Below are 21,594 nucleotides of genomic sequence, written 5' to 3'. Positions count from 1 at the left end.
CGGCGGTCGTCGGCCTGCTCGTGGTCGCGGTGCTGCCGGGCGACCCGGCGAGCCTGAGCTGGCTCGCCGCGGCGGTCCAGTTGGTGATCGGCGGGGCGGCGATCGGCGCCACCTACCTCGGGCTCGCCATGGTGCTGCGGATCGGCGAGATCACCGAGGTGGTCGGGATGGTCCGGCGGCGCCTCGGGCGTTGACCCCCTCGGTGACCGACGGTGAACGAGGATCACCAGGCTGGGGATACGGCTGTGGATAACTTGGAATTCCCCCGTCCACTGGGCCTCTCGGCCTGTGGACAACCAACCGTACGGACGAGGGAGCGCAGGCCGGGAAGGGGAAAACCTCCCCGTCGCCGCACCGGTACGCCCCTGTGCCACCTCGTTGCCGTCAACCTCTAGATTGGCGGTGCGTGTCCGGCTCGCCCGCCGGGTGGGCGGGCGACCCGGCCGGGAGCCCGTGGCGACTGGCCTTCCGGCCGGTCACAGCGGGAAGATGACATGTCGGAGAACCGGGCATCCCGGGTAAGGTCGCTCTCGACGGGTACGACCGGGATCGACGCGGCGTCGAGACCGCGGCCGTTCCACCGAAGGCAGAGCGGGAAGCCACATGCCCAGCAGCACGGGTCCATCGATCGACGCGATCACCGAGGGAGGACGGGTGACCCAGGTCGGCGAGGGTCAGGAAGCGGAGGAGACCTCTCCTGCGGTCGTGACCTTCGGTGCTCCCACGGTCGGTGAGCTGCTCGCCGAGCGGTACGAACTGGTCGACCACATCAACAACGACAGCGCGGGCCGGCTGGTCTGGCGCGGTGTCGACGTGGTGCTCCGCCGTCCCGTCGCGGTGGTCCTCCGCTACCCGGGTGGCGACTCCGCCACCGAGATGCTTCAGGCCGCGGTCGCCGCGAGCCGCGTCATCCACCCCAACCTGGTCGGCGTCTACGACGCGATCGACGAGGACGACCGCGCCTACGTGGTCCGCGAGTGGGTGGACGGGCAGTCGCTGCGCGAGATGGTCGCCGCCGACGGGCCGCTCGACCCGGCTCGGGCCACGGCGATCGGCAACGCCGTCGCGAGCGCCCTCGCCGCCGTACACGCCACCGGCATGGTGCACGGCAACCTGCACCCCGGCACGGTGATGATCAGCGACGACGGCCGGGTGGTGCTCGCCGACGCGCGTACCGACGGGGCGGACAGCCAGCAGAACGACCTGCGCGCGGTCGGTGGGGTGCTCTACTTCGCCCTGACCGGGCACTGGCCGCACGGCGAGGCCCCGCTGCACGGCGCCACCGCCGGGCACGGCCGCGCCGCCCTGCCGGACGCGGTCCGCGACGCCGCCGGCGCCATCGCCGCGCCCCGGCAGGTGCGTGCCGGCGTGCCGGCGTACCTCGACGACCTGACCATGGACCTGCTCGACCGGGAGATCGACCCGCCGGCGTCGGACGTGCTGGCCGCCGAGCTGAGCCGGCTCGACATCCCGGCCGACGAGCAGTTCCTGGAGCAGGCCGGGCCGCTGCGTTTCACCGCCGAGCCCGGCGAGGAGCCCTCGCCGCTGGCCGCGGCCGGCGGGCGCAAGGTCGCCATCGGCATCGCCGGCATGCTGGCTGTCGCCCTGGTCGGGCTGCTCATCGGCATCAACGCGCTCGGCGGTGGCGACGACGGCGACAAGGAGCCGGTCGCCCAGCCGTCGAACAGCGCGCCGGCCAGCGCCGGTGGTGGCGACGAGCCCGCAGCGCAGGTCCGCAAGCTCACCATCCAGGACGTACGGATCATCGACCCGGACGGCGATCGCGCGGAGGTGCGCAACGCCGAGAAGGTCATCGACGGCGACGACGACGAGGGCTGGGAGACCAACACCTACCGGACGAACGCCAAGTTCGGCGGCCTCAAGAAGGGCATGGGCGTCTGGATCGACCTGGGTGCCCCGCACTCGGTCAAGCAGCTGGAGGCGACGCTGTCGGCCACCGGCGCCACCGTCGAGCTGCGTACCGGTGCCCGCGGCGACTTCCCGTCCACCTCCGCCGGCGACAAGCAGCTGGTGAACGCCTACTCCACGGTGGTCGGGCCGGCGAACGAGAACGGCGGCACGAAGATGATCTTCGACGCCTTCCAGCCGGACCAGAAGTACCAGTACCTCCTCTTCTGGATCACCAAGCTGCCGGTGAAGGACAACGGCAGCACCTGGAAGCTCGGCGTCCAGGAGATCACGGTCCAGGGCTCGTGACCCGTCGGCCGCGCCCGCCGCGCCACCTCCGCCGGACGTGGTGATGGCGGAACGCGACGACCCGCAGCCCGGCCGCTCCGACCTGGACCTGCTCCGGGCCCACGTGGCGGGCGACCGGGACGCCTTCACCGAACTGTTCCAGCGGCACCGCGACCGGCTCTGGGCGGTCGCCCTGCGTACGATCGGCGACCGCGAGGAGGCGGCCGACGCCCTCCAGGACGCCATGCTCTCCGCCCACCGCGCCGCCGCCCGGTTCCGGGGCGACTCGGCGGTCACCACCTGGATGCACCGGATCGTGGTGAACGCCTGCCTGGACCGGATCCGGCGGCGGCAGACCCACGCCACCGTCCCGCTGCCGGACGGGACGCACACCGACGGCGAACCGGGCCGGCACACCGGCGGGCGGGAACCGGCCGCACCGGCACACGACCACGACACCGCGCTCGTGGTCCGGCAGGCTCTCGCGGCGCTACCGGCCGAACAGCGGGCCGCGCTGGTCCTGGTGGACGTGCAGGGCTATCCGGTCGCCGAGGTGGCCCTGATGCTCGGCGTCGCCGAGGGGACCGTGAAGAGCCGGTGCGCCCGGGGCCGGGCGAGGCTCGCCGTCCTGCTCGGGCACCTGCGGACCGGTTCCGACTCCCCTGCGGCCGACGTGCCGCGGGTCACCTCCGGGAACCGGCGGGGCCCCGAGGGCGTCGGATCCTCGTCGGGAGCGTCCCGTCAGGCCGTCAGCCAGGAGGAGCCGTGACTTCCCGGGAGTTCAGCGAGGTCGATCACGACCTGCTCGCCGACTACCTCGGCGGGGCGCTGGACGGCACCCCCGAGCAGGCGACAGTGGCCCGGCTGGTCGAGCAGGACCCGGCATGGCGGGTCGCGTACGAGACGCTCGCCGAGGCGGTCGACCTGGTGCACGCCGACCTGGCCGGCTGGGCGGCGGCGCCCACGCCGGAGATGCCCGTGGCGGTGACCGACCGGATCACGGCGGCACTCGCCGGGGCCGGACCGGGCGCGCTGCGCGACGGTACGCCCGTCGTACCGGCTCAGGCCGGCGGCGCGGCCCGCCCGCCCGGCGCCGCGTCGCGTCCCGAACGGCACAGCGGCCCCGGTCGTCGTCCCCGGCGCTGGGCCCGGATCGCCGGGCCGGTGGCCCTGGCCGCGGCCTCGGTCGCGGCGGTGGGGCTCGGCGTCGGCCGGCTGGCCGACCCGGGCGACGGCGGTACGGCCGACCGGGCGGCCGGGGAGGCGGCGCCGATGGCCGCCGCGCCGTACCGGACCACCGGACCGGCGCTGCGCAGCGGCACCGACTGGACCCCGGAACGCCTCGCCGCCGCCCGCGTGCCCACCGGGGCGAAGTCGACGCCGCAGGACATGGCCGCTCCGTCCGGCGCGGCGCGGGAGAACGGCCCGGAGACGCCGCTGTACAGCGACAAGTACCGCGCCGGGGGGTTCGCCGGGCTGGACCGGCTGACCCGGCCGGACACGCTCGGCGCGTGCCTCACCGCGATCGGCGCGGAGCACGGCGCCACCCCGCTCACCATCGACATGATCGACTACGCCCGGTACCAGGGCGCTCCGGCGCTCGTGGTGACGTTCGCCGACGCGACCGGCGCCCGCTGGGGCTGGGCGAGCGGGCCGGAGTGCGGCGTGCCCGGGTCCGGCGCGGACACGCGCTTCCGTACGCGGGTAGGGTGAAAACGCGGTCATCACGCGTGTCCCGCCACGTGACCTGACCCACCGGATGACCGGCTCGGGAATCCCCGCTTCGTACGATGACGTTCTGCAAGTCAGGCGCCGGCGCCGCTGAGCCGTCGGCACTCGGGATCGACATCGGTGCGGCCGGTGACGAACACACACATCGGGAGACGGCAGTGGACGAGGTCCGCAACCTGATCATCATCGGCTCCGGTCCGGCCGGCTACACGGCTGCGGTCTACGCCGCACGCGCCAACCTGAAGCCGCTGGTGATCGAGGGCGTGCAGTCGGGTGGCGCGCTGATGACCACCACCGAGGTGGAGAACTTCCCCGGCTTCGCCGACGGCATCCTCGGGCCCGAGCTGATGGACAACATGCGCAAGCAGGCCGAGCGTTTCGGCGCCGAGTTCCTCACCGACGACGTGACCCGGGTCGAGCTGAAGGACACCGGCGAGATCGGCTCCGACGCGGTCAGCACCGTGTGGGTGGGCGAGACCGCGTACCGCGCCCGCGCCGTCATCCTCTCCACCGGCTCCGCCTGGCGGCCGCTCGGCGTGCCGGGCGAGCAGGAATACCTCGGCCACGGGGTGTCGTCCTGCGCCACCTGTGACGGCTTCTTCTTCCGCAACCAGCACATCGTGGTGGTCGGCGGCGGCGACTCGGCGATGGAGGAGGCCAGCTTCCTCACCCGGTTCGCCGAGTCGGTGACGATCCTCCACCGCCGCGACTCGTTCCGCGCCAGCAAGATCATGGCGGACCGGGCGCTGAGCAACGAGAAGATCAAGGTCGAGTGGAACACCGTGGTCGAGGAGATCCTCGGCGACGACGGCAAGGTCAACGGCGTACGGGTGCGCAACGTGCACACCGGCGAGAGCAAGGTGCTCGACGTCACGGGCGTGTTCGTGGCGATCGGGCACGACCCGCGCAGTGAGCTGTTCCGCGGCCAGGTGGAGCTCGACGACGAGGGGTACGTGAAGGTCGAAGCGCCGAGCACCCGTACCAGCGTGCCGGGCGTGTTCGCGGCCGGTGACGTGGTCGACCACACCTACCGGCAGGCCATCACGGCGGCCGGCACCGGCTGTGCCGCCGCGCTGGACGCCGAGCGCTTCATCGCCACCATCCAGGGCTGAGAGTTCGACGAGCAAGGTTCGGAGGAGGAGAGTTCATAGTGGGAGCAACCAAGGCGGTCACTGACGCGAGTTTCGTCAGCGACGTGCTGCAGTCCGACAAGCCGGTCCTGGTGGACTTCTGGGCGGAGTGGTGCGGCCCGTGCCGCAAGGTCTCGCCGCTGCTGGAGGAGATCGCCGGCGAGATGAAGGACCAGGTCACCATCGTCAAGCTCAACATCGACGAGAACCCGGAGACGGCGCGCGCCTACCGGGTCATGTCGGTGCCGACGCTGACGATCTTCAAGAACGGCCAGCCCGTGCAGTCGATCGCCGGCGCCAAGCCGAAGGGCGAGTTGCTCAAGCTCATCGAGTCGGCGCTCTGAGCCGTACCGGCAGCGCCGGAACCCCCGTCACCCCGCCCGGGTGACGGGGGTTCCGGCTTTCCTGACCTGCATGAACACGAACCCGCCGGGTACCGGTCACGGTACGCTCCGTAAGCATCTCGTCGGAGTTCCGGTCCTGCCAACGTCCGTGCATAGGGGGTCGTCGTGCATCCGATCCGACCCGGTGACCAGGGACCGGCGGTGGCCGAGATCCGTACCGTCCTCGTCGGCCTGGAGCTTCTTCCCGCCGAGGGCGGAGGCGACGACTACGACGCCGAGACCGAACGCGCGGTCCGGGCGTTCCAGCAGTCCCGCGGCCTCAGCGTCGACGGGCGCGTCGGCGCCGAGACCTGGCGGGCGCTGGACGCGGCCCGCTGGCGGTTCGGCGCCCGCGCGCTCTTCCACGCCGTGCCCGAGCCGATCACCGGCGAGGACGTCCGCTCGCTCCAGGAACGCCTCCTGGAGATGGGGTACGACGTGGGGCGCGCCGACGCCATCTACGGCATCCGCACCTCCCGCGCGGTGGCCCAGTTCCAGCGGGAGATGGGGCTGAAACCGGACGGCTCGTGCGGGCCGCACACCGTCAACGCGCTGCGCCGCCTCGGCCGCAAGGTGGTCGGCGGACGCCCGCAGTGGCTGCGCGAGTCCGACGCCATCCGGCAGGCCGGGCCGGAACTGGTCGGGCGGACCGTGGTGATCGACCCGGGGCACGGAGGCACCGATCCGGGCGTGGTGGTGCCCGACGGCCCGCTGCACTGGACCGAGGCGGACCTCGTGCACGACCTCGCCAGCCGGCTGGAGGGGCGGCTCGCCGCGGCCGGCGTACGGGTGCAGCTGACCCGGGGCCCCGCGCCCGCGAGTTGCCTGCCCGACGCGGACCGGGCCCAGCTCGCCAACTCCCTCGGCGCCGACGTGTTCATCTCGCTGCACACCGACCACCACGCCAACCCGGCCGCCGAGGGGGTCGCCACCTACCACTACGGCACCGACAACGGCGTCACGTCGGCGACCGGCGAACGTCTGGCCGGGCTGGTGCAGCGGGAGATCGTGGCCCGCACCGGGCTGCGTGACTGCCGTACCCACGCCAAGGCGTGGGAGCTGCTCCGGCTCACCCGGATGCCCGCGGTACGCGTCGAGGTCGGCTACCTGACCTCGCCGGACGACCGGGCCCGGCTGGTCGACCCCCGGTTCCGGGACCGGGTGGCCGAGGCCATCGTCGCCGCGGTGCAGCGGATGTACCTGCCGATCGAGCGCGACGTGCCGACCGGCTCGATCGACGTGACCGAACTGCGGGCGGCACTCGCCGCCGGCACCGTCGTCGACTGATCCCCGCTCAGCTGGTCGAGCGGGTGGCCGGCGCCGGGCGGACCGGCCGCAGCAGCGTCTCCGGGCTCATCGAGCCGAGCAGCTTCTCCAGCGCGTACTCGACGTCCGACTTCCAGCTCAGCGCCGTCCGCAACTCCAACCGCAGGCGCGGGTAGCGCGGGTGCGGCCGGACCGTCTTGAAGCCCACCGAGAGGAAGAAGTCGGCGGGTGCCACGCAGGCGCGGGCCGGGTCGTCCGCGTCGTCGCCGAACTTGGCGTCCCCGAACGCCTCGATCGCCTTGATGCCGCGCTTGGTCAGGTCGCGGGCCACGCCCTGGACCAGCATCCGGCCCAGGCCGCCGTCGGCGAAGGCGGGCACCACGTGCGCCGTCATCAGCAGCGCCGCGTCCGCCGAGACCGGCGAGGTGGGAAACGCCATCGAGCGCGGGACGTACGCCGGCGGCGCGTACATGACGAAGCCGGCCGGCATCCCGTCGACGTAGACGAGCTTGCCGCAGGAACCCCACTCCAGCAGCGTCTGGGAGACCCACGCCTCCTTCTCCAGGCCCGGGTCACCTGCTGCGCAGGCCCGCTCCGCGGAGACCGGATCCAGCTCCCAGTAGACGCAGCGCCGGCACGATCGAGGCAGGTCCTCCAGCGTGTCCAGGGTCAGGCTGACCAGACGTCGCGACATGAGCGCACCCCACCAATAGGCTCGGAGCGCCGGTTCCTCCCGCGCCCTCCTGCTCCCGACGAGCGATCGTACGCCCCTGTCCGGCGGTACGGGAGGGAACGCGTGAACCCCCGCCCGGACGGCCGAGTGGCGGGTCCGGGATGTGGACGTGTCCACACGGCCGGTGCCGCTACCGTCACCGGGGACTACGATCGACCAACCGGCCCTCGCCGCCAATGGATGTCGGCATCGCGGGTACCACACCGGGCGGCAGCCCCGCCGACACCCGATCGAGGTGATGTCATGACCGGCACGACGCTCGACGACTACACCGACAGGTACGCCCGGCGCGTCCGCGGGATGACCGCCTCGGAGATCCGGGCGCTCTTCGCGGTGGCCAACCGGCCGGAGGTCGTCTCGCTCGCCGGTGGGGCACCCTACATCGCGGCGCTGCCGCTCGACGCGGTCGGCGAGATGCTCGGCCGGCTCGGCTCCGAGCACGGCGCCACCACCCTCCAGTACGGCGTCGGCCAGGGCGCCCCGGAGCTGCGTGAGCGGATCTGCGAGGTGATGTCCCTCTCCGGGATCGACGCCTCGTGCGGCGCCTCCCCGGAGGACGTGGTCGTCACCGTCGGCGGCCAGCAGGCCCTCGACCTGGTGGCCCGGCTCTTCCTGGACCCGGGTGACGTGGTGCTCGCCGAGGGGCCGACGTACGTCGGCGCGCTCGGGGTGTTCCAGGCCGCCCAGGCCCAGGTGGCCCACGTGCCGATGGACGACGAAGGGCTCATCCCGGAGGCGCTGGAGGTGGCCATCGCCGACCTGGCCCGGGCCGGCCGCCGGGTGAAGTTCCTCTACACCATCCCCACCTACCAGAACCCCGCCGGCGTGACGCTGAGCGAGGAGCGGCGCGAACGGGTGCTCGACATCTGTGAGCGCGCCGGGCTGCTCGTGGTGGAGGACGACCCGTACGGTCAGCTCGGCTTCGAGGGCGAGGCGCCCCGGCCGCTGCGGGCCCGGCGGCGCGAGGGGGTCTTCTACCTGAGCACGTTCTCCAAGACGTTCGCGCCGGGCCTGCGGGTGGGCTGGATCCTGGCCCCGCACGCGGTCCGCGACAAGCTGGTCATCGCCAGTGAGGCGCAGATCCTCTGCCCGAGCGCCTACGCCCAGTCGGCCGTCTCCACGTACCTCGGCACCATGCCCTGGCGGCAGCAGCTCAAGGTCTACCGCGAGATCTACCGCGAGCGCCGGGACGCGCTGCTCGACGCGATGGCCGACCTGATGCCGGAGGGCACCACCTGGACCAGGCCGCAGGGCGGCCTGTTCGTCTGGGCGACGCTGCCCGACGGGCTCGACTCCAAGGCGATGATGCCGCGGGCAGTGGCCGCCCGCGTCGCGTACGTGCCGGGAACCGGCTTCTACGCCGACGGCACCGGCGCCGGGAACATGCGGCTGAACTTCTCCTTCCCGACGCCGGAGCGGATCCGCGAGGGTGTCCGCCGGCTGGCCGGGGTGATGGAGCAGGAGATCTCGATGCGGAAGGTCTTCGGCGCGGTCGGCGGTGCCGGACCCCGCCGACGCCAGGGCGGCTCGGACGCGCCCGGTCCCGACTTGGCATGATGCCCGCATGTCCGACAGCCCTGCCGCACCGCCTCCCGTGACCGGATCCGCCGTCGACGAGCTGCACGTGCTCGTACTCGCCGGTGGCCTCTCCTACGAGCGGGACGTCTCGCTGCGGTCGGGCCGCCGGGTGCTCGACGCGCTGCGCGCGGTCGGCGTGCAGGCGGAACTGCGCGACGCCGACGTGGCGTTGCTGCCCGCGCTGACCGCCGACCCGCCGGACGCGGTGGTGATCGCCCTGCACGGCGCCACCGGCGAGGACGGTTCGCTGCGCGGCGTGCTCGACCTCTGGGACGTGCCCTACGTCGGCTGCGACGCCCGGTCGTCCCGGCTCGCCTGGGACAAGCCGTCGGCGAAGGCGGTGCTGCGCGAGGCGGGCATCCCGACGCCCGACTGGGTGGCGTTGCCGCACGACCGTTTCTCCGAGCTGGGCGCGGTCGCCGTCCTGGACCGGATCGTCGACCGGCTCGGGCTGCCGCTGATGGTCAAACCGGCGCAGGGCGGCTCCGGACTGGGCGCCGCCGTGGTCCGGGAGGCGGCGTCGCTGCCGGCCGCCATGGTGGGTTGTTTCGCGTACGACCAGACCGCACTCGTGGAGCGCTACGTGCCCGGAATGGACGTGGCGGTCTCCGTGCTCGACCTCGGCAAGGGCCCGCAGGCCCTGCCCCCGGTCGAGATCGTGCCGCGCAACGGCGTCTACGACTACGCGGCCCGCTACACCGCCGGCCGTACCACCTGGCACGCGCCCGCCCGGCTCGACGCCGCGACGACAGCCCGGGTGACCGAGGTGGCGCTCGCCGCGCACACCGCGCTCGGCCTGCGCGACGTGTCCCGGGTCGACCTGATCGTCGACGCCGGCGGTGACCCGCACGTGCTGGAGGTGAACGTCTCCCCGGGCATGACCGAGACGTCGCTGCTGCCGCTGGCGATCCAGGCGGCCGGGCTGGACTTCGGCCGGGTGCTCGGCACGCTCGTGACCCGGGCCGCCGCCCGCCGCTGAGGTCAGCCCTCCCGGGTACGCCCCGCCCGCGGCTGGTCGTCCTCGACCACGTCCTCGGCCTCGCCCGCAGTCGGGGCGTCCCCGGTCTCCTGCTCCTCGGCCGCCTCGGATCCGTCCTCCGGCTCCGGGTCGTCGACCGACGGGCCCGCGGAGGGGTCTGAGACGCCCCCTGCCGCCTCGGACTCCGGGATCTCGTCCGCAGCCTCGATCACTGATGCGGGCTCGTCCTCGGGCTCCTCAGCGGCGTCCGCAGCCGAGGCCGGGGCAAAGCTCGACGGGGCCTGCCACTGGATGCGCGGCGGCTCGGCGAGCGGCCGGCCACCGAACTCGGCGAGCCACGCGGCCACCAGGGCCAGATTCTCCCGCCACTTGTCCTCGGAGATGGGGGGCAGGATCGAGTCCCACAGCGACAGGAACGTGCCGCGCAGTTGCAGCCGCCCGTACGGCCGGGCCAGGAACCACAGGTGCAGGTGCGCGGAACCGTCGCCCCAACGATTCACGTGGACCCGGGCCACGCCGTCGAGCGACCGGACGGCCCGCTCCAGGCGCACGGTCATCACGCCCAGCTCGGCGGCGAGCAGATTCGGCAGGTCGCCCAGATCCAGGTGGGACCGGGACTCCAGGATCAGGACCATCGGCAGACCGGTGGGCCGGTCCATGGCACGGACCCGCCACCGCTCACCGACCCAGATGTACGCCTCGTCGGGCGCATTGCAGGCGGTGCACTCCCGGTCCGCCTCGCCACGGCGGGGAGGTTCGAACGGTACGGGCTCGTCGAGCTGCTTGACGCGGAGATCGCCCTCGAAGGGAAAGGACGGCCACTGGGTGAAGTCTGGAACTGAGGGAGGGGTGTCCGGCACGACGCTGACCCTAACCGAGTTGGCGACGCCTGTCCCTACCCGTTCCACTGGCCGCGCACAGGTTGTCCACCACGTTGTCCACAGGGTGCCGAGATCACCAGTACGGTGCGTCATCCACTGCTCAGCAAGGGTTTCCGCGCTTCGTTTCACGTGAAACGAGACGAGCCTGTGGACAACTGCTGTGGATAACTGGAGGGCGTGCGATCCGTTCTTCCAACGATCGGGCGCGCGATCCGTACCGGGTTCGGGAAGGGCTTCTTGCGGTCGGTTTCACGTGAAACGACGGCGGTCGGATCGTCCGTGGTTCCACGCCGGTCCTCGGTACGCCGGAGGCTGGGTCCCACGTCAGCCCGGCGCAGGGGTTCGCTGGGCCGGGGTTCTCGATGGCCGGCTGATCCACGGTGACTCTCGACCCGGTCCGCCCGCCGAGTCGACCAACCGGTCTGCGACATGAGGGCCCAGCCCGGCCGGACACCCCGCCGAGTGCCAAGCAGCCGGGACGGCGGCGTCCGCCAGGCCGGCCCACGAAGCGGCATCCGAGCCACCTCGGCTCAGCGGCGCACCGCGGCTCACCCCGAGCCACCGGGGCCAGCCGGGTCACCGGGGCTCCTGCCGTTCCCGGCCGCCCCGCCGCTTTGGCCGCCCCGGCCGGACGGCCCGCTCCGGTCGCTCCGGTCGCTCCGGTCGCTCCGGCCCGCTCCGGCCCGCTCCGGCCCGCTCTGGTCGCTCCGGCCCGCTGTGGTCGCTCCGGCCGCTCGGTCGCTCGGTCGCTCGGTCGCTCGGTCGCTCCGGCGAGCATTCTCGCGCCCGCTTCGAACCTGCGAGAAATCAGCGGCTAGCGACAACTCATCCGGCTCCTGTGCGGGTGGTCTGGAGGCGTTGCTGACAGGGTGGTCATCGGCTGGGGCGACGGGGACATCTTGGGAAACGCGCGCCCCCAGACGGAACCACTTCGGTCCGGGCTCGCCAACGCCAGCCGCCCCGGGTGCGGTGGAACACCATGGGTGTCTCCGAGGCGTTTTGATGCCCATGGTGTTCCACTCGGTCCAGCTGCCGCTCTAGCGGGATGGCAGCGTGCGGGGCGGTGGGTGTCGGGGCGGTGAGTGCGAAGCGGCGGCGGCTGCACCGACGGCCACCGGCGCGGGGCATCGGCGAGACGGCCGCATCAGCGACGCGATGTCAGCATCGACGCGATGGACGCGCGTCATCGTTTGGCCGGGTGGCCAGTAGCGGCCGGGATGGGACTGGGCCGCCCGAAGGGCGGGCCACGGTAGCCAAAGGCGACGAGCCCAGGTCTGCAACCCACGTGGTTGCCCTTTGCCCACGCCCGAGCGGAGGTTCACCTTCGGCAGCGGCCGCCGCTTCGTGGGCAGTTCGATGTACAGCTTCGACCAGTAGCGTCGCGCGCCGCATCGGCGGGGCGGCGGGAGTGCTTCAGCGGCCTTACGCGGGCCTACCCGTTTCACGTGAAACGCCGCCGCCTACCGACCGGGCTGCACCCCGTCCTTGCCCTCCTTCTGAGGCGAGTCTGCGAGTTCGGCGCCCCAGCCCGGAAGCAGAAGCGAACCAGCCGCCCAAGTTGCGCCAGTCGCCTTAGCCACCCGGCCTATCCCGCCGCCGCGCGACCGCGTCGCCTCGGCACATCGCCACCGCGCTACCACCGCTACCCCCGCCACCCGCATTACGGCGCCACCGCGCCACGACGCCACGACGCCACCGCGTCACCCGCGCCCCCTCGCCACGCGCCACCGCGCCACCGCGCCACCGCGCACCGGGCACCAGGCACCAGGCACCGGGCACCGGGCACCGGGCACCGGGCACCGGGCACCGGCATTCTCGTTTCACGTGCAACCAGCGGGAAGGACGCCGATCCGGCCACGCGCCTCGCGCGGGCAGCAGCAGACGGTTCGCAACCGAAACGGCGTCCTGGAGAAAGAGAACCGGCCGCACCCCTCGCGGGCGATGCGGCCGGCCGGACAACCTCTGACGGCTACGCCTCGGGCTGCTCCTCACCGTCCATGCCGATGATCCCGACGATCCGCTCCAGGTCGTCAACGGTGGCGAACTCGATCGTGATCTTGCCCTTGCTCCGGCCGATGTCGACCTTCACCCGGGTGTCGAACCGGTCGGAGAGCCGGTCCGCGAGATCGGTGAGCGCCGGGGCGTGCGGCTTCGGCCGGCGCTTCGCGGCAGCCGTCTTCGCCGGCTCCTCGGCGAGCGCCAGGTGCACCAGTTCCTCGGCACCGCGTACGGAGATGCCCTCGGCGACGATCCGCTTGGCGAGCTGCTCCTGCGCCTCGGCGTCGTCGAGGCTGAGCAGTGCCCGGGCGTGACCGGCGGAGAGCACTCCGGCGGCGACCCGGCGCTGCACAGCGGCCGGCAGGTTCATCAGCCGGATGGTGTTGGAGATCTGCGGGCGGCTGCGGCCGATCCGCCGGGCCAGCTCCTCGTGCGTGGCGCCGAACTCCTCCAGCAGCTGCTGGTAGGCCGCCGCTTCTTCCAGCGGGTTCAGGTTGGCGCGGTGGATGTTCTCCAGCAGCGCGTCTCGGAGCATCGCGTCGTCCTTGGTGTCCCGGACGATCGCGGGGATGGTCTCCCGGCCGACCGCCTGGGCGGCGCGCCAGCGCCGCTCACCCATGACGAGTTCGTACTTCTCGGTGTCGAGCTGGCGGACCACGATCGGCTGGAGGAAGCCGACCTCCTGGATCGAGGTCTTCAGCTCCTCCAGCGCCTCCTCGTCGAAGACGTGCCGGGGCTGCTTCGGGTTCGGCACGATGGCGTCGACCGGGATCTCGGCGAAGCGTGCGCCGGGCACCGGGCTCAGGTGCGACTCGGGCTCGACGGCCGGCGACGGGGTGCTTCCGACACCGCCGGTGATGGCAGTGGTCGCGCCTGCGACCGGAGCCGAGGGCGACGCGGCAACTGCCGACGACTCCGGTTCGGTGGCCGCCGGTTCGGCGCCCGGTACCGGTCCGGTGGGGATGAGGGCGCCGAGCCCTCGGCCCAGTCCGCCGCGGGGACGGTTCTTCATGCGACGCCTCCCAGCGACATCTCCGCACTACGCATTCCGGCTCACCGGCTCCTTGACGCCTCGTTCCGCGATCTCCTGGGCGGCCTCGAAGTAACTCGTGGCTCCCCGCGAACCGGGATCGTAGGTCATCACCGACTGGCCGTAGCTCGGTGCCTCGGAGACACGCACGTTGCGCGGGATGACGGCCTGGAGCACCTTGTCGCCGAAGTGGTTCCGGACGTCCTGCTCCACCGCGTCCGCGAGCCGGGTGCGCCTGTCGTACATGGTGAGCAGGATGGTGGAGACCTCGAGCTTCGGGTTGAGGTGCTGGCGCACCAGGTTGATGTTGTTGATCAGCTGGTTGAGCCCTTCCAGCGCGTAGTACTCGCACTGAATCGGGATCAGCACCTCCTGCGCGGCGACGAGCGCGTTGACGGTCAGCAGGCCGAGCGACGGGGGGCAGTCTATGAAGACGTAGTCGAAGTGCCCCGGGTACGCGGCGATCGCCCGCGCCAGGCGCGACTCCCGGGCCACCACGGAGACCAGTTCGATCTCGGCGCCCGCCAGGTCGATCGTGGCCGGTACGCACCACAGGTTGGGGATGCCCTCGACGGCCTGGGCCACCTCTTCGAGCGGCACGCTGTCGATCAGGCAGTCGTAGACGTCGGGCACGCCGGTGTGGTGCGGGACGTTCAGACCGGTGGAGGCGTTGCCCTGGGGATCAAGGTCGACCACGAGCACCCGGTTGCCGTGCAGCGCGAGCGCCACGGCCAGGTTCACGGTGGTGGTCGTCTTACCCACGCCGCCCTTCTGGTTGGCGACGCACATCACCCGGGTCCGGTCCGGGCGGGGCATGGTGACCTCGCCACTGGGATTCAGGATCTGCACGGCGCGCATCGCCTCCATAGCCAACGGTGGATCATCCTCTTCGCGCGTCGGGGTTTCACGTGAAACGTACGTGCTGGCGTCTACCTCATCGCCGTACCCGCTCGCCTGTGGCGTGTCGGACGGCGTCACGGTGACCTCGGGAGCGGCCTGGTGCGGCACGGCCGAGACGGGCGGCTGGGGTTCGAAGCGAGCGGGCACCGCGACGTTCGCCCGCACCGCGGCCGGTCGCGGCGTCGGCGCGTTCGCCGGGCCGTCTGCCGGGTCGAGCGGGTCACGGGCCGGCGGGACGTTCGCCGGCGCCGACGAGACGGGCCGTACGGAACCGGCGGGCGGCGTGTCCCGCCGCTGCGGCGGCGGCTCGGCCGGCGGGTAAGAGGCGGACGGATCGCGGGGCTCGTTCACCGTCCACTCCCGGTAGTTGGTTTCACGTGAAACGGGGCCGGGGGATTTCCCTCCGGGCCCGGTCAACCGTGGATCGTCGTACCTGCCGTCGTCATGCACCTGTCATCCCTACCCGCTCCGGATGGTCGGTCCGCACCCGTCGAATCGAATACCGGGCCCTCGCCCGGCGTGGTCGGCTCGGCGGGAACCATCGGGTTCGGGTGCCGCCCGGCACCGCCGTTCCACACTATCGACGCGCGGTCAGCCTACGGCCGACGGGCGCGGTGGGTCCATGTCGGGTTGTGATCGATCGCGTCACGCCCACCCGGTCCAACGACCGGGTGGGCGTCCGGACAGCCGTTTCGGTCAGCGGTCACCACGACGGCGGCCGCCACGCGACCGCTTCGGCTTCTTGGCCCGGCGCGGGTTCACCACGCGCTCACGGACCACCTCGATCACGGTCGCCGGGGGCTCGATCACCCCGTCGCCGCACCGGTGCAGCTCGGGCATGCCGCCGCCGAGGCGTACCACCGCTTCGGTGTGCTCGGCGATCTCCTCGGCGGCCGAGGCGCCCTTGAGCGCCACCAGGCGGCCGCCGGAGACCAGCAGCGGTAGGCACCAACCGGCGAGCCGGTCCAGCGGCGCCACCGCGCGGGCGGTCACGATGTCGGCGGAGAGCGGCTCCCGGTCTCGCGACCCGGCCGCCGCCTCCTCGGCCCGCCCGCGGAAGACGCGGACGTCGCGGGTCAGGCCGAGGCGTTGCACCGCCTCGATCAGGAAGGAGGTACGCCGCGCGAGCGGCTCCACGAGCGTCACTGTGAGATCGGGACGCGCGATCGCCAGCACCAGGCCGGGCAGTCCGGCGCCGGAGCCGACGTCGATCACGCTCGCCCCCTCCGGGATCCGCTCGGCCACCACCGCGCAGTTGAGCAGGTGCCGGTCCCAGAGCCGCGGCGTCTCTCGGGGGCCGATCAGACCGCGCACGACGCCGTCGGTGGCAAGCAGTTCCGCGTACGCGGCGGCGAGGTCGAGCCGATCGCCGAAGAGCGCGCGGGCCGCCTCCGCCAGTTCCGGCGGCAGCGTCGCGGACGCCGGGTCGGGGGCGGCCGTCGACTCCGCACCGTCCACAGGGGATGGCGTGTCCTCCGCCGGCTCCGCGAACACCGGGTCGGCCGCCGCAGCCGCGGCCACCGGTGCCACGTCCGCCGCCGGCTCACCGGAGAACGCGGGCATCACGTCCACCGCCGGGTCGGCGGGCTCGACCCCGGTCACCACCGCCGGCTCGGCCGAGAAGGCGGGCTCGCCGGGGTCGGTCGCGGCCCTTTCCGGGTACGCCGGGTCGGCCGGGCCGTCGTCGTCGGAGAAGACCGGGTCGACTGTGGGATCGGGGCGCACAGCCGACGGCCCGGGCGGCGTACCACCCGGGCCGGCCACGGCGCCTGCCGTCGTCTCGTCGGAGATCACGGACCTCAGTCCGTCACCGGACGGACGACGATGCGGCGGTTGGGCTCGACGCCCTCGGACTCGCTCTCCACGCCGCTCATCGCGTTCACCACGTCGTGCACGCACTTGCGCTCGAACGCGGACATCGGCTCCAGGCGCACCGGCTCACCGTGCTCCTTGACCTTCTCGACCGCGTTCTTCGCCACGGCGGCCAGTTCCTTGCGCCGGGCGGCCCGGTAACCGCCGACGTCCAGCAGCAGGCGGCTCGGCGTGCCGGTCTGGCGGAACACGGCCAGCCGGGCCAGTTCCTGGAGCGCCTCCAGGGTCGCGCCGCGCTGGCCGACGAGGTTCTGCAGCCGTCCGCCGACCACTTCGACTACCGGACGGCCGCCGGAGACCAGCTCGTCGATGTCGCCGTCGTAGTCGAGGATGTCCAGCAGACCCTCGACGTAGTCGGCGGCGATCTCACTCTGCCGGAACAGGTCGCTGTCGGCCGGGGCCTTCTTCTCCCGGGCCTCGCCCGAGGCGTCCTCGGTCTCGGTGGCGGCGGTAACGGGGGTCTCCTCGTCCAGGGACTGGTCGGCGCTGGGGATGCTGGTCTCGGTCACGGGTCTCATCTCCGTACTCGCTCGGCCGGACCGTTCGGGGGTCCGCTGGTCTCCCGGGGCCGGCGGGAGGTTCGCCGGTTGCCCTCGGGCACGTCTGTACGGGCCAGTTTCGCCCGCGGCCGCGCGTCGCGCGGCGATTCCGGCCCGGCGCCGACTCCTCGGATGGCAGCACGTGACCGGAACGGGCCACCGCCGGTGTCGCGGCGGTGGCCCGGTGGAACTCAGCCCTGTCGCTTGGCGGGCCGGCTGCCGCCCTTCTTCGGGTTGACCGGCTTGGCGCCCGGCTTCGGTCCGGCCACCTTCGGCGCCGCGGCCGGGGCCTTCGCCGCCGGCTGGGCCGCCTTGCGGCCGAACAGGCCACCGGTCTTGGCCGGCTGCACCGGGCCCTTGCCGCCGGTGTTCTTGGCGGCGGTGGTGCTCTTCGCGGTGGGCGGCGGCGGGAACTTCCGCAGCACCCACTGCTGCTGGCCGAGCGTGAAGAGGTTGTTGGTGACCCAGTAGATGATCACACCGATCGGGAAGATCGCGCCCGAGATCAGCAGCGACAGCGGGATGCCGTAGAGCATCAGGCGCTGCACCATGCGCTGCTGCGGGTCCTCGGCCCAGCCGGTCTTGAGAATCATCTGACGGCTGGTCAGGTAGGTGGTGGCGATCATGATGATCACCAGGATGCCGGCGACGACCTTGACGGTGCCGGTGTTCGCGCCCAGCCGGCTGAGCTCCTCCGCGGTGGAGCCGAACTTGCCGGAGATCGGCGCGGTGAAGAGCGTCGCGTTCGAGGCGCTGTTGAACTGGTCGACAGTCCAGCCGTACAGGGTCTTGCCCTGGTTGTCCGGGCTGAGGCGGCGCAGCGTGTGGAACAGGCCCAGGAAGACCGGGATCTGGAGGAACATCGGAAGGCAGCCCATGAGCGGGTTGGCCTTTTCCTTCCGGTAGAGCTCCATCATCTCTTTCTGGAGCGTCTCCCGGTCACCCTTGTGCTTCTCCTGGAGCTCCTTCACCTTCGGCTGGAGCGCCTGCATGGCACGCTGCGACTTGATCTGCTTGACGAAGACCGGGAACAGGATCACCCGGACCGTCACCACCAGGAAGATGATGGCGAGGATCCAGGCCCAGTTCGTACCGATCACGGCCCCGACCGGAACTCCGATGGCGTCCCAGGCCGAGTGCCAGGTCAGCAGGATCCACGAGATCGCGTAGTAGATCCAGTCGAGACTAAACACTCAGGCTCCAGTCACGTCGGCACGGCGGCGGTCGCCCGGCTCCGGAACCGGGTCGTGTCCACCTGGGTGGAAGGGATGGCAGCGCGACAGCCGACGGACCGTCAGCCAGGCGCCCCGCAGCGCACCGTGCCGGGACACCGCCTCCACGGCGTAGGCACTGCACGACGGGTAGAACCGGCAGCGGGCCGGCAGAGCCGGACTTATCCACCGACGGTACGCGATGATAGGCGCCAGCAGCATGCGGGCACCGCTTGTGGGCGACGGAGTCGCGGTCGGGCCGGTCACCGCGACCGCCGTCCCCGGGGGGAGCGCGCGGCGGCGAGAGCGGCGTCGAGGTCGGCCCCGAGCCGGGTGTACGTGGCGTCGGCGGCTGCCGGCAGCGCGCGTACCACGAGGGTCGTGCCGGCGGGCAGCTCGGCCAGCCGCTCGCGAACCAGGTGCCGGAGTCGGCGGCGGACCTTGTTCCGGACCACCGCGCCGCCGACGGCCTTGGACACGACGAAGCCGGCGCGGCTCGGTGCGGAGGTCTCCGCACCGCTGGTCCGCGCCGGCTCCGGCGAAGGTGTCGCGGTGGTGCCGATCGGCTCGGGGATGGTCAGGTGGACCACGACGGCGCCACGGCCGACGCGTCGGCCACCGCGAACCGCTGCGGCGAAGTCGCTACTGCGCCGCAGTCGTTGCGCGGCGGCCAGCACGACTGCCCACGTCCCCGGACCGGACCTGTCGGCCTCAGGCCGACAGGCGGGCGCGGCCCTTGGAACGACGGGTAGCGATGATGGCGCGGCCGGCACGGGTGCGCATGCGCAGCCGGAAGCCGTGGGTCTTCGCGCGCCGGCGGTTGTTCGGCTGGTAGGTGCGCTTGCTCACGTCAGGCTCTCCGTTGTCGTACGCCCCGCGCGGCGGATCGCCCGGGGTCGTGTGCTGGTCCAGGCCACCTTGTCGGTGACCTCCGATCGGCGCTGCCGTGACGCGCTCCCCGGCGATGCGAGGTGACAGCCACGGACAGCAAGCATCAATCACCCTAGCAGAGGGCGAGAGAGCAGCCGCTCCAGCCTACGCAGGGGCGCAATGACCGTCAAACGTCACACTCGGGCGTCCGACCTGCGTCGGAACGACGACCGAAGGGGCGGTTTTCACTGATGTTGCCAACGTCGTCAGGGTGTCGCCGGTTGATGGCGTGGGGTCCGCGCTGTTAGCGTGCCCGATTGCGGTCGGCGTCGGGGGTCCGGGGTTTGTCGCCGATCGGCAAGACCGGACACGCTGTTGAATCGTTCGGCACGGTGAACCCGCTTCAGCGCCTCCGTGGATCGAGGGGGGCAGGTCCGACCCGCGTCCGGTGGGCGGTCACAATCGGTCGGTACACAGGCTGTGGATAACTTGTGGATGACGACCGGTCAGCCGTCCGGGCGGGCGTGAGGAGCAGGCGAGGGGGTGGCACGACGGTGACCGGAGCGACCGACCTGGCCGCGGTGTGGACGGCGACCACCGACGAACTCGCCGACGAGATCATCTCCGCGCAGCAACGGGCGTACCTCCGGCTCACCCGGCTGCGGGCGATCGTCGAGGACACCGCGTTGCTCTCGGTGCCGGACGCCTTCACCCGCGACGTGATCGAGTCACGGCTCCGCCCGGCCATCACCGAGGCGCTGAGCCGCCGGCTCGGACGGCCGATACAGGTGGCCGTCACCGTACGGGTCACCGAGGACCCGGGCGCCCGCCCGGCCGGCACCGTCTACCGCAGCAGCCCGGAACCGCTCCCCGAGCACGACGGCGCCGCTCCGCTGCCCGGCTTCGACCAGGCCGCCCCGACCTTCCCGTCGCCCCGCCCGGAGCCCGGCTACGCCGACTCCCGCCCCGAGCCCGGTTACGCCGAGTCCCGCCCGGAACAGCAGGTGGACGAACCGGCGCCCCGGCAGCGGACCGCGGACGGCGGCCGGCCCCACCTGATCCCCGCCGGCCGGGACGCGCAGGACACGCTCTTCAGCGCCGCGTTCGCCGAGCCGCTGCGCGCCGCACCCGAGCGCCGCGCCTTCGACGAGCGCACGCGCATCGAGCCGTCCGCTCCCGACGCCGGGGGTTACGAGCCGCGCTACCGGGAGAACCCGGCCGCCGACCCGGGGCCGATGCGCGGCCTGCCCCGCGACGGCGCCACCGACAACGGCCCCGGCCGCGGTGGCGCCGACCACCACCGTCCGGGTGGCGGCGGCCAGGCCGACCGCAGGCTCCCCGGCGGTACGGAGAGCGGCGGCAACCGGCTCAACCCGAAGTACATGTTCGAGACGTTCGTCATCGGCTCGTCCAACCGGTTCGCGCACGCGGCGAGCGTGGCGGTGGCCGAGTCGCCGGCCAAGGCGTACAACCCGCTGTTCATCTACGGCAGCTCGGGACTGGGCAAGACCCACCTGCTGCACGCCATCGGGCACTACGCGACGACGCTCGGCAACGCCCGCTCGGTCCGGTACGTCTCGACCGAGGAATTCACGAACGACTTCATCAACTCGCTGCGCGACGACAAGACCAGCGCGTTCCAGCGCCGCTACCGGGACGTGGACATCCTCCTGATCGACGACATCCAGTTCCTGGAGAACCGGGAACGGACGCAGGAGGAGTTCTTCCACACCTTCAACACGCTGCACAACGCCAACAAGCAGATCGTGATCACGTCCGACCGCTCGCCGAAGCAGCTCGCGACGCTGGAGGACCGGCTGCGTACGCGCTTCGAGTGGGGCCTGCTCGCCGACATCCAGCCGCCGGACCTGGAGACGCGGATCGCGATCCTGCAGAAGAAGGCCGCCCAGGAGCGGCTGTTCGCACCGCCGGACGTGCTGGAGTTCATCGCCTCCCGGGTGTCGAACTCGATCCGCGAACTGGAGGGGGCCCTGATCCGGGTCACCGCCTTCGCCAGCCTCACCCGTTCCTCGGTCGAACTGTCGCTGGCCGAGGAGGTGCTGCGGGACTTCATCCCGGACGGCGCCGGCCCGGAGATCACCGCGGACCAGATCATGGTGTCGACCGCCGACTACTTCGGGGTGAGCCTGGAGGACCTGCGCGGCCACTCCCGGTCCCGGGTGCTCGTCAACGCCCGCCAGGTGGCCATGTACCTGTGCCGCGAGCTGACCGACCTGTCGCTGCCCCGGATCGGGCAGGCGTTCGGCGGCCGGGACCACACCACAGTGATGCACGCG

20 protein-coding genes and 1 pseudogene are annotated in these 21,594 nt (G+C 72.3%); 11 read left to right on the top strand and 10 right to left on the bottom strand.

The window, feature by feature from the left end:
• The 7 genes and pseudogenes from KBX39_RS02950 to KBX39_RS02920 form a co-directional block, all read left to right on the top strand.
• Nucleotides 1-194, top strand: a pseudogene (locus KBX39_RS02950) (lipid II flippase MurJ); the annotation flags it as partial.
• 409 nt (nucleotides 195-603) lie between these two features.
• Nucleotides 604-2,217: a protein kinase family protein gene (locus KBX39_RS02945; protein WP_210869071.1), complete on the top strand. Its 1,614-nt coding sequence runs from the start codon at nucleotides 604-606 to the stop codon at nucleotides 2,215-2,217.
• 43 nt (nucleotides 2,218-2,260) lie between these two features.
• Nucleotides 2,261-2,965: an RNA polymerase sigma factor SigM gene (gene sigM, locus KBX39_RS02940; RefSeq protein ID WP_064448055.1), complete on the top strand. Its 705-nt coding sequence runs from the start codon at nucleotides 2,261-2,263 to the stop codon at nucleotides 2,963-2,965.
• Nucleotides 2,962-3,909 carry a hypothetical protein gene (locus KBX39_RS02935; protein ID WP_187692875.1) on the top strand — a complete coding sequence of 316 codons (948 nt, stop codon included), beginning with the start codon at nucleotides 2,962-2,964 and terminating at the stop codon, nucleotides 3,907-3,909. The genes sigM and KBX39_RS02935 overlap by 4 nt, the downstream gene beginning before the upstream one ends.
• A gap of 176 nt (nucleotides 3,910-4,085) precedes the next feature.
• Nucleotides 4,086-5,039 carry a thioredoxin-disulfide reductase gene (trxB, locus tag KBX39_RS02930; RefSeq protein WP_064448138.1) on the top strand — a complete coding sequence of 318 codons (954 nt, stop codon included), beginning with the start codon at nucleotides 4,086-4,088 and terminating at the stop codon, nucleotides 5,037-5,039.
• Between the two features lie 38 nt (nucleotides 5,040-5,077).
• On the top strand, nucleotides 5,078-5,401 hold the full coding sequence (gene trxA, locus KBX39_RS02925; protein ID WP_030499495.1) for a thioredoxin: 324 nt from the start codon (nucleotides 5,078-5,080) through the stop codon (nucleotides 5,399-5,401).
• Between the two features lie 165 nt (nucleotides 5,402-5,566).
• The gene (locus tag KBX39_RS02920; protein ID WP_043327688.1) at nucleotides 5,567-6,727 is read left to right on the top strand and encodes an N-acetylmuramoyl-L-alanine amidase; all 1,161 of its coding nucleotides are present in this window, start codon (nucleotides 5,567-5,569) and stop codon (nucleotides 6,725-6,727) included.
• Between the two features lie 7 nt (nucleotides 6,728-6,734).
• Here KBX39_RS02920 and KBX39_RS02915 read toward each other — a convergent pair whose 3' ends face one another.
• Entirely contained in the window at nucleotides 6,735-7,400 is a 666-nt protein-coding gene (locus KBX39_RS02915) for a hypothetical protein (protein ID WP_043327687.1), read from the bottom strand.
• A gap of 282 nt (nucleotides 7,401-7,682) precedes the next feature.
• Between KBX39_RS02915 and KBX39_RS02910 the strand changes: the two genes are divergently transcribed.
• Complete coding sequence (locus tag KBX39_RS02910; RefSeq protein ID WP_210869068.1) at nucleotides 7,683-8,996, top strand: PLP-dependent aminotransferase family protein; 1,314 nt, start codon at nucleotides 7,683-7,685, stop codon at nucleotides 8,994-8,996.
• Between the two features lie 7 nt (nucleotides 8,997-9,003).
• The gene (locus tag KBX39_RS02905; protein WP_043327686.1) at nucleotides 9,004-9,996 is read left to right on the top strand and encodes a D-alanine--D-alanine ligase; all 993 of its coding nucleotides are present in this window, start codon (nucleotides 9,004-9,006) and stop codon (nucleotides 9,994-9,996) included.
• 2 nt (nucleotides 9,997-9,998) lie between these two features.
• Here the strand turns inward: KBX39_RS02905 and KBX39_RS33100 are convergent, their stop codons facing one another.
• From KBX39_RS33100 to KBX39_RS33745, 3 genes are all read right to left on the bottom strand, one after another.
• Nucleotides 9,999-10,856 (bottom strand): hypothetical protein, encoded by an 858-nt coding sequence (locus KBX39_RS33100; RefSeq protein WP_043327685.1) that lies wholly within the window; start codon nucleotides 10,854-10,856, stop codon nucleotides 9,999-10,001.
• Between the two features lie 1,990 nt (nucleotides 10,857-12,846).
• Nucleotides 12,847-13,887, bottom strand: a complete 1,041-nt coding sequence (locus KBX39_RS02895; protein ID WP_043327684.1) for a ParB/RepB/Spo0J family partition protein — start codon at nucleotides 13,885-13,887, stop codon at nucleotides 12,847-12,849.
• A gap of 27 nt (nucleotides 13,888-13,914) precedes the next feature.
• On the bottom strand, nucleotides 13,915-14,970 hold the full coding sequence (locus tag KBX39_RS33745; protein ID WP_275937789.1) for a ParA family protein: 1,056 nt from the start codon (nucleotides 14,968-14,970) through the stop codon (nucleotides 13,915-13,917).
• Between KBX39_RS33745 and KBX39_RS33980 the strand changes: the two genes are divergently transcribed.
• Nucleotides 14,867-15,127: a hypothetical protein gene (locus tag KBX39_RS33980; protein ID WP_064448051.1), complete on the top strand. Its 261-nt coding sequence runs from the start codon at nucleotides 14,867-14,869 to the stop codon at nucleotides 15,125-15,127. The two genes, KBX39_RS33745 and KBX39_RS33980, sit on opposite strands and share 104 nt — an antisense overlap.
• A gap of 374 nt (nucleotides 15,128-15,501) precedes the next feature.
• Here the strand turns inward: KBX39_RS33980 and rsmG are convergent, their stop codons facing one another.
• The 6 genes from rsmG to rpmH form a co-directional block, all read right to left on the bottom strand.
• Nucleotides 15,502-16,263 (bottom strand): 16S rRNA (guanine(527)-N(7))-methyltransferase RsmG, encoded by a 762-nt coding sequence (gene rsmG, locus KBX39_RS02880; protein WP_312245752.1) that lies wholly within the window; start codon nucleotides 16,261-16,263, stop codon nucleotides 15,502-15,504.
• A gap of 341 nt (nucleotides 16,264-16,604) precedes the next feature.
• Nucleotides 16,605-17,195, bottom strand: coding sequence for a R3H domain-containing nucleic acid-binding protein (locus tag KBX39_RS02875; protein WP_030499504.1), 591 nt, complete (start codon nucleotides 17,193-17,195; stop codon nucleotides 16,605-16,607).
• Between the two features lie 212 nt (nucleotides 17,196-17,407).
• Nucleotides 17,408-18,409, bottom strand: coding sequence for a membrane protein insertase YidC (yidC, locus tag KBX39_RS02870; protein ID WP_043327681.1), 1,002 nt, complete (start codon nucleotides 18,407-18,409; stop codon nucleotides 17,408-17,410).
• Nucleotides 18,410-18,649 carry a membrane protein insertion efficiency factor YidD gene (gene yidD / locus KBX39_RS02865; protein WP_091567651.1) on the bottom strand — a complete coding sequence of 80 codons (240 nt, stop codon included), beginning with the start codon at nucleotides 18,647-18,649 and terminating at the stop codon, nucleotides 18,410-18,412.
• A gap of 41 nt (nucleotides 18,650-18,690) precedes the next feature.
• Nucleotides 18,691-19,104 carry a ribonuclease P protein component gene (gene rnpA, locus KBX39_RS02860; protein WP_043327680.1) on the bottom strand — a complete coding sequence of 138 codons (414 nt, stop codon included), beginning with the start codon at nucleotides 19,102-19,104 and terminating at the stop codon, nucleotides 18,691-18,693.
• A gap of 34 nt (nucleotides 19,105-19,138) precedes the next feature.
• Nucleotides 19,139-19,276 carry a 50S ribosomal protein L34 gene (rpmH, locus tag KBX39_RS02855; RefSeq protein ID WP_018788530.1) on the bottom strand — a complete coding sequence of 46 codons (138 nt, stop codon included), beginning with the start codon at nucleotides 19,274-19,276 and terminating at the stop codon, nucleotides 19,139-19,141.
• Between the two features lie 575 nt (nucleotides 19,277-19,851).
• Between rpmH and dnaA the strand changes: the two genes are divergently transcribed.
• A partial coding sequence (gene dnaA / locus KBX39_RS02850) for a chromosomal replication initiator protein DnaA (RefSeq protein WP_210869066.1) occupies nucleotides 19,852-21,594 on the top strand: 1,743 nt, incomplete at its 3' end.

The organism is Micromonospora sp. D75 (assembly GCF_018070405.1).
Classification (GTDB): Bacteria; Actinomycetota; Actinomycetes; order Mycobacteriales; family Micromonosporaceae; genus Micromonospora; species Micromonospora chalcea.
Note: the sequence above shows the minus strand (reverse complement) of the source record. Positions and strands in the feature narration are given on the sequence as shown.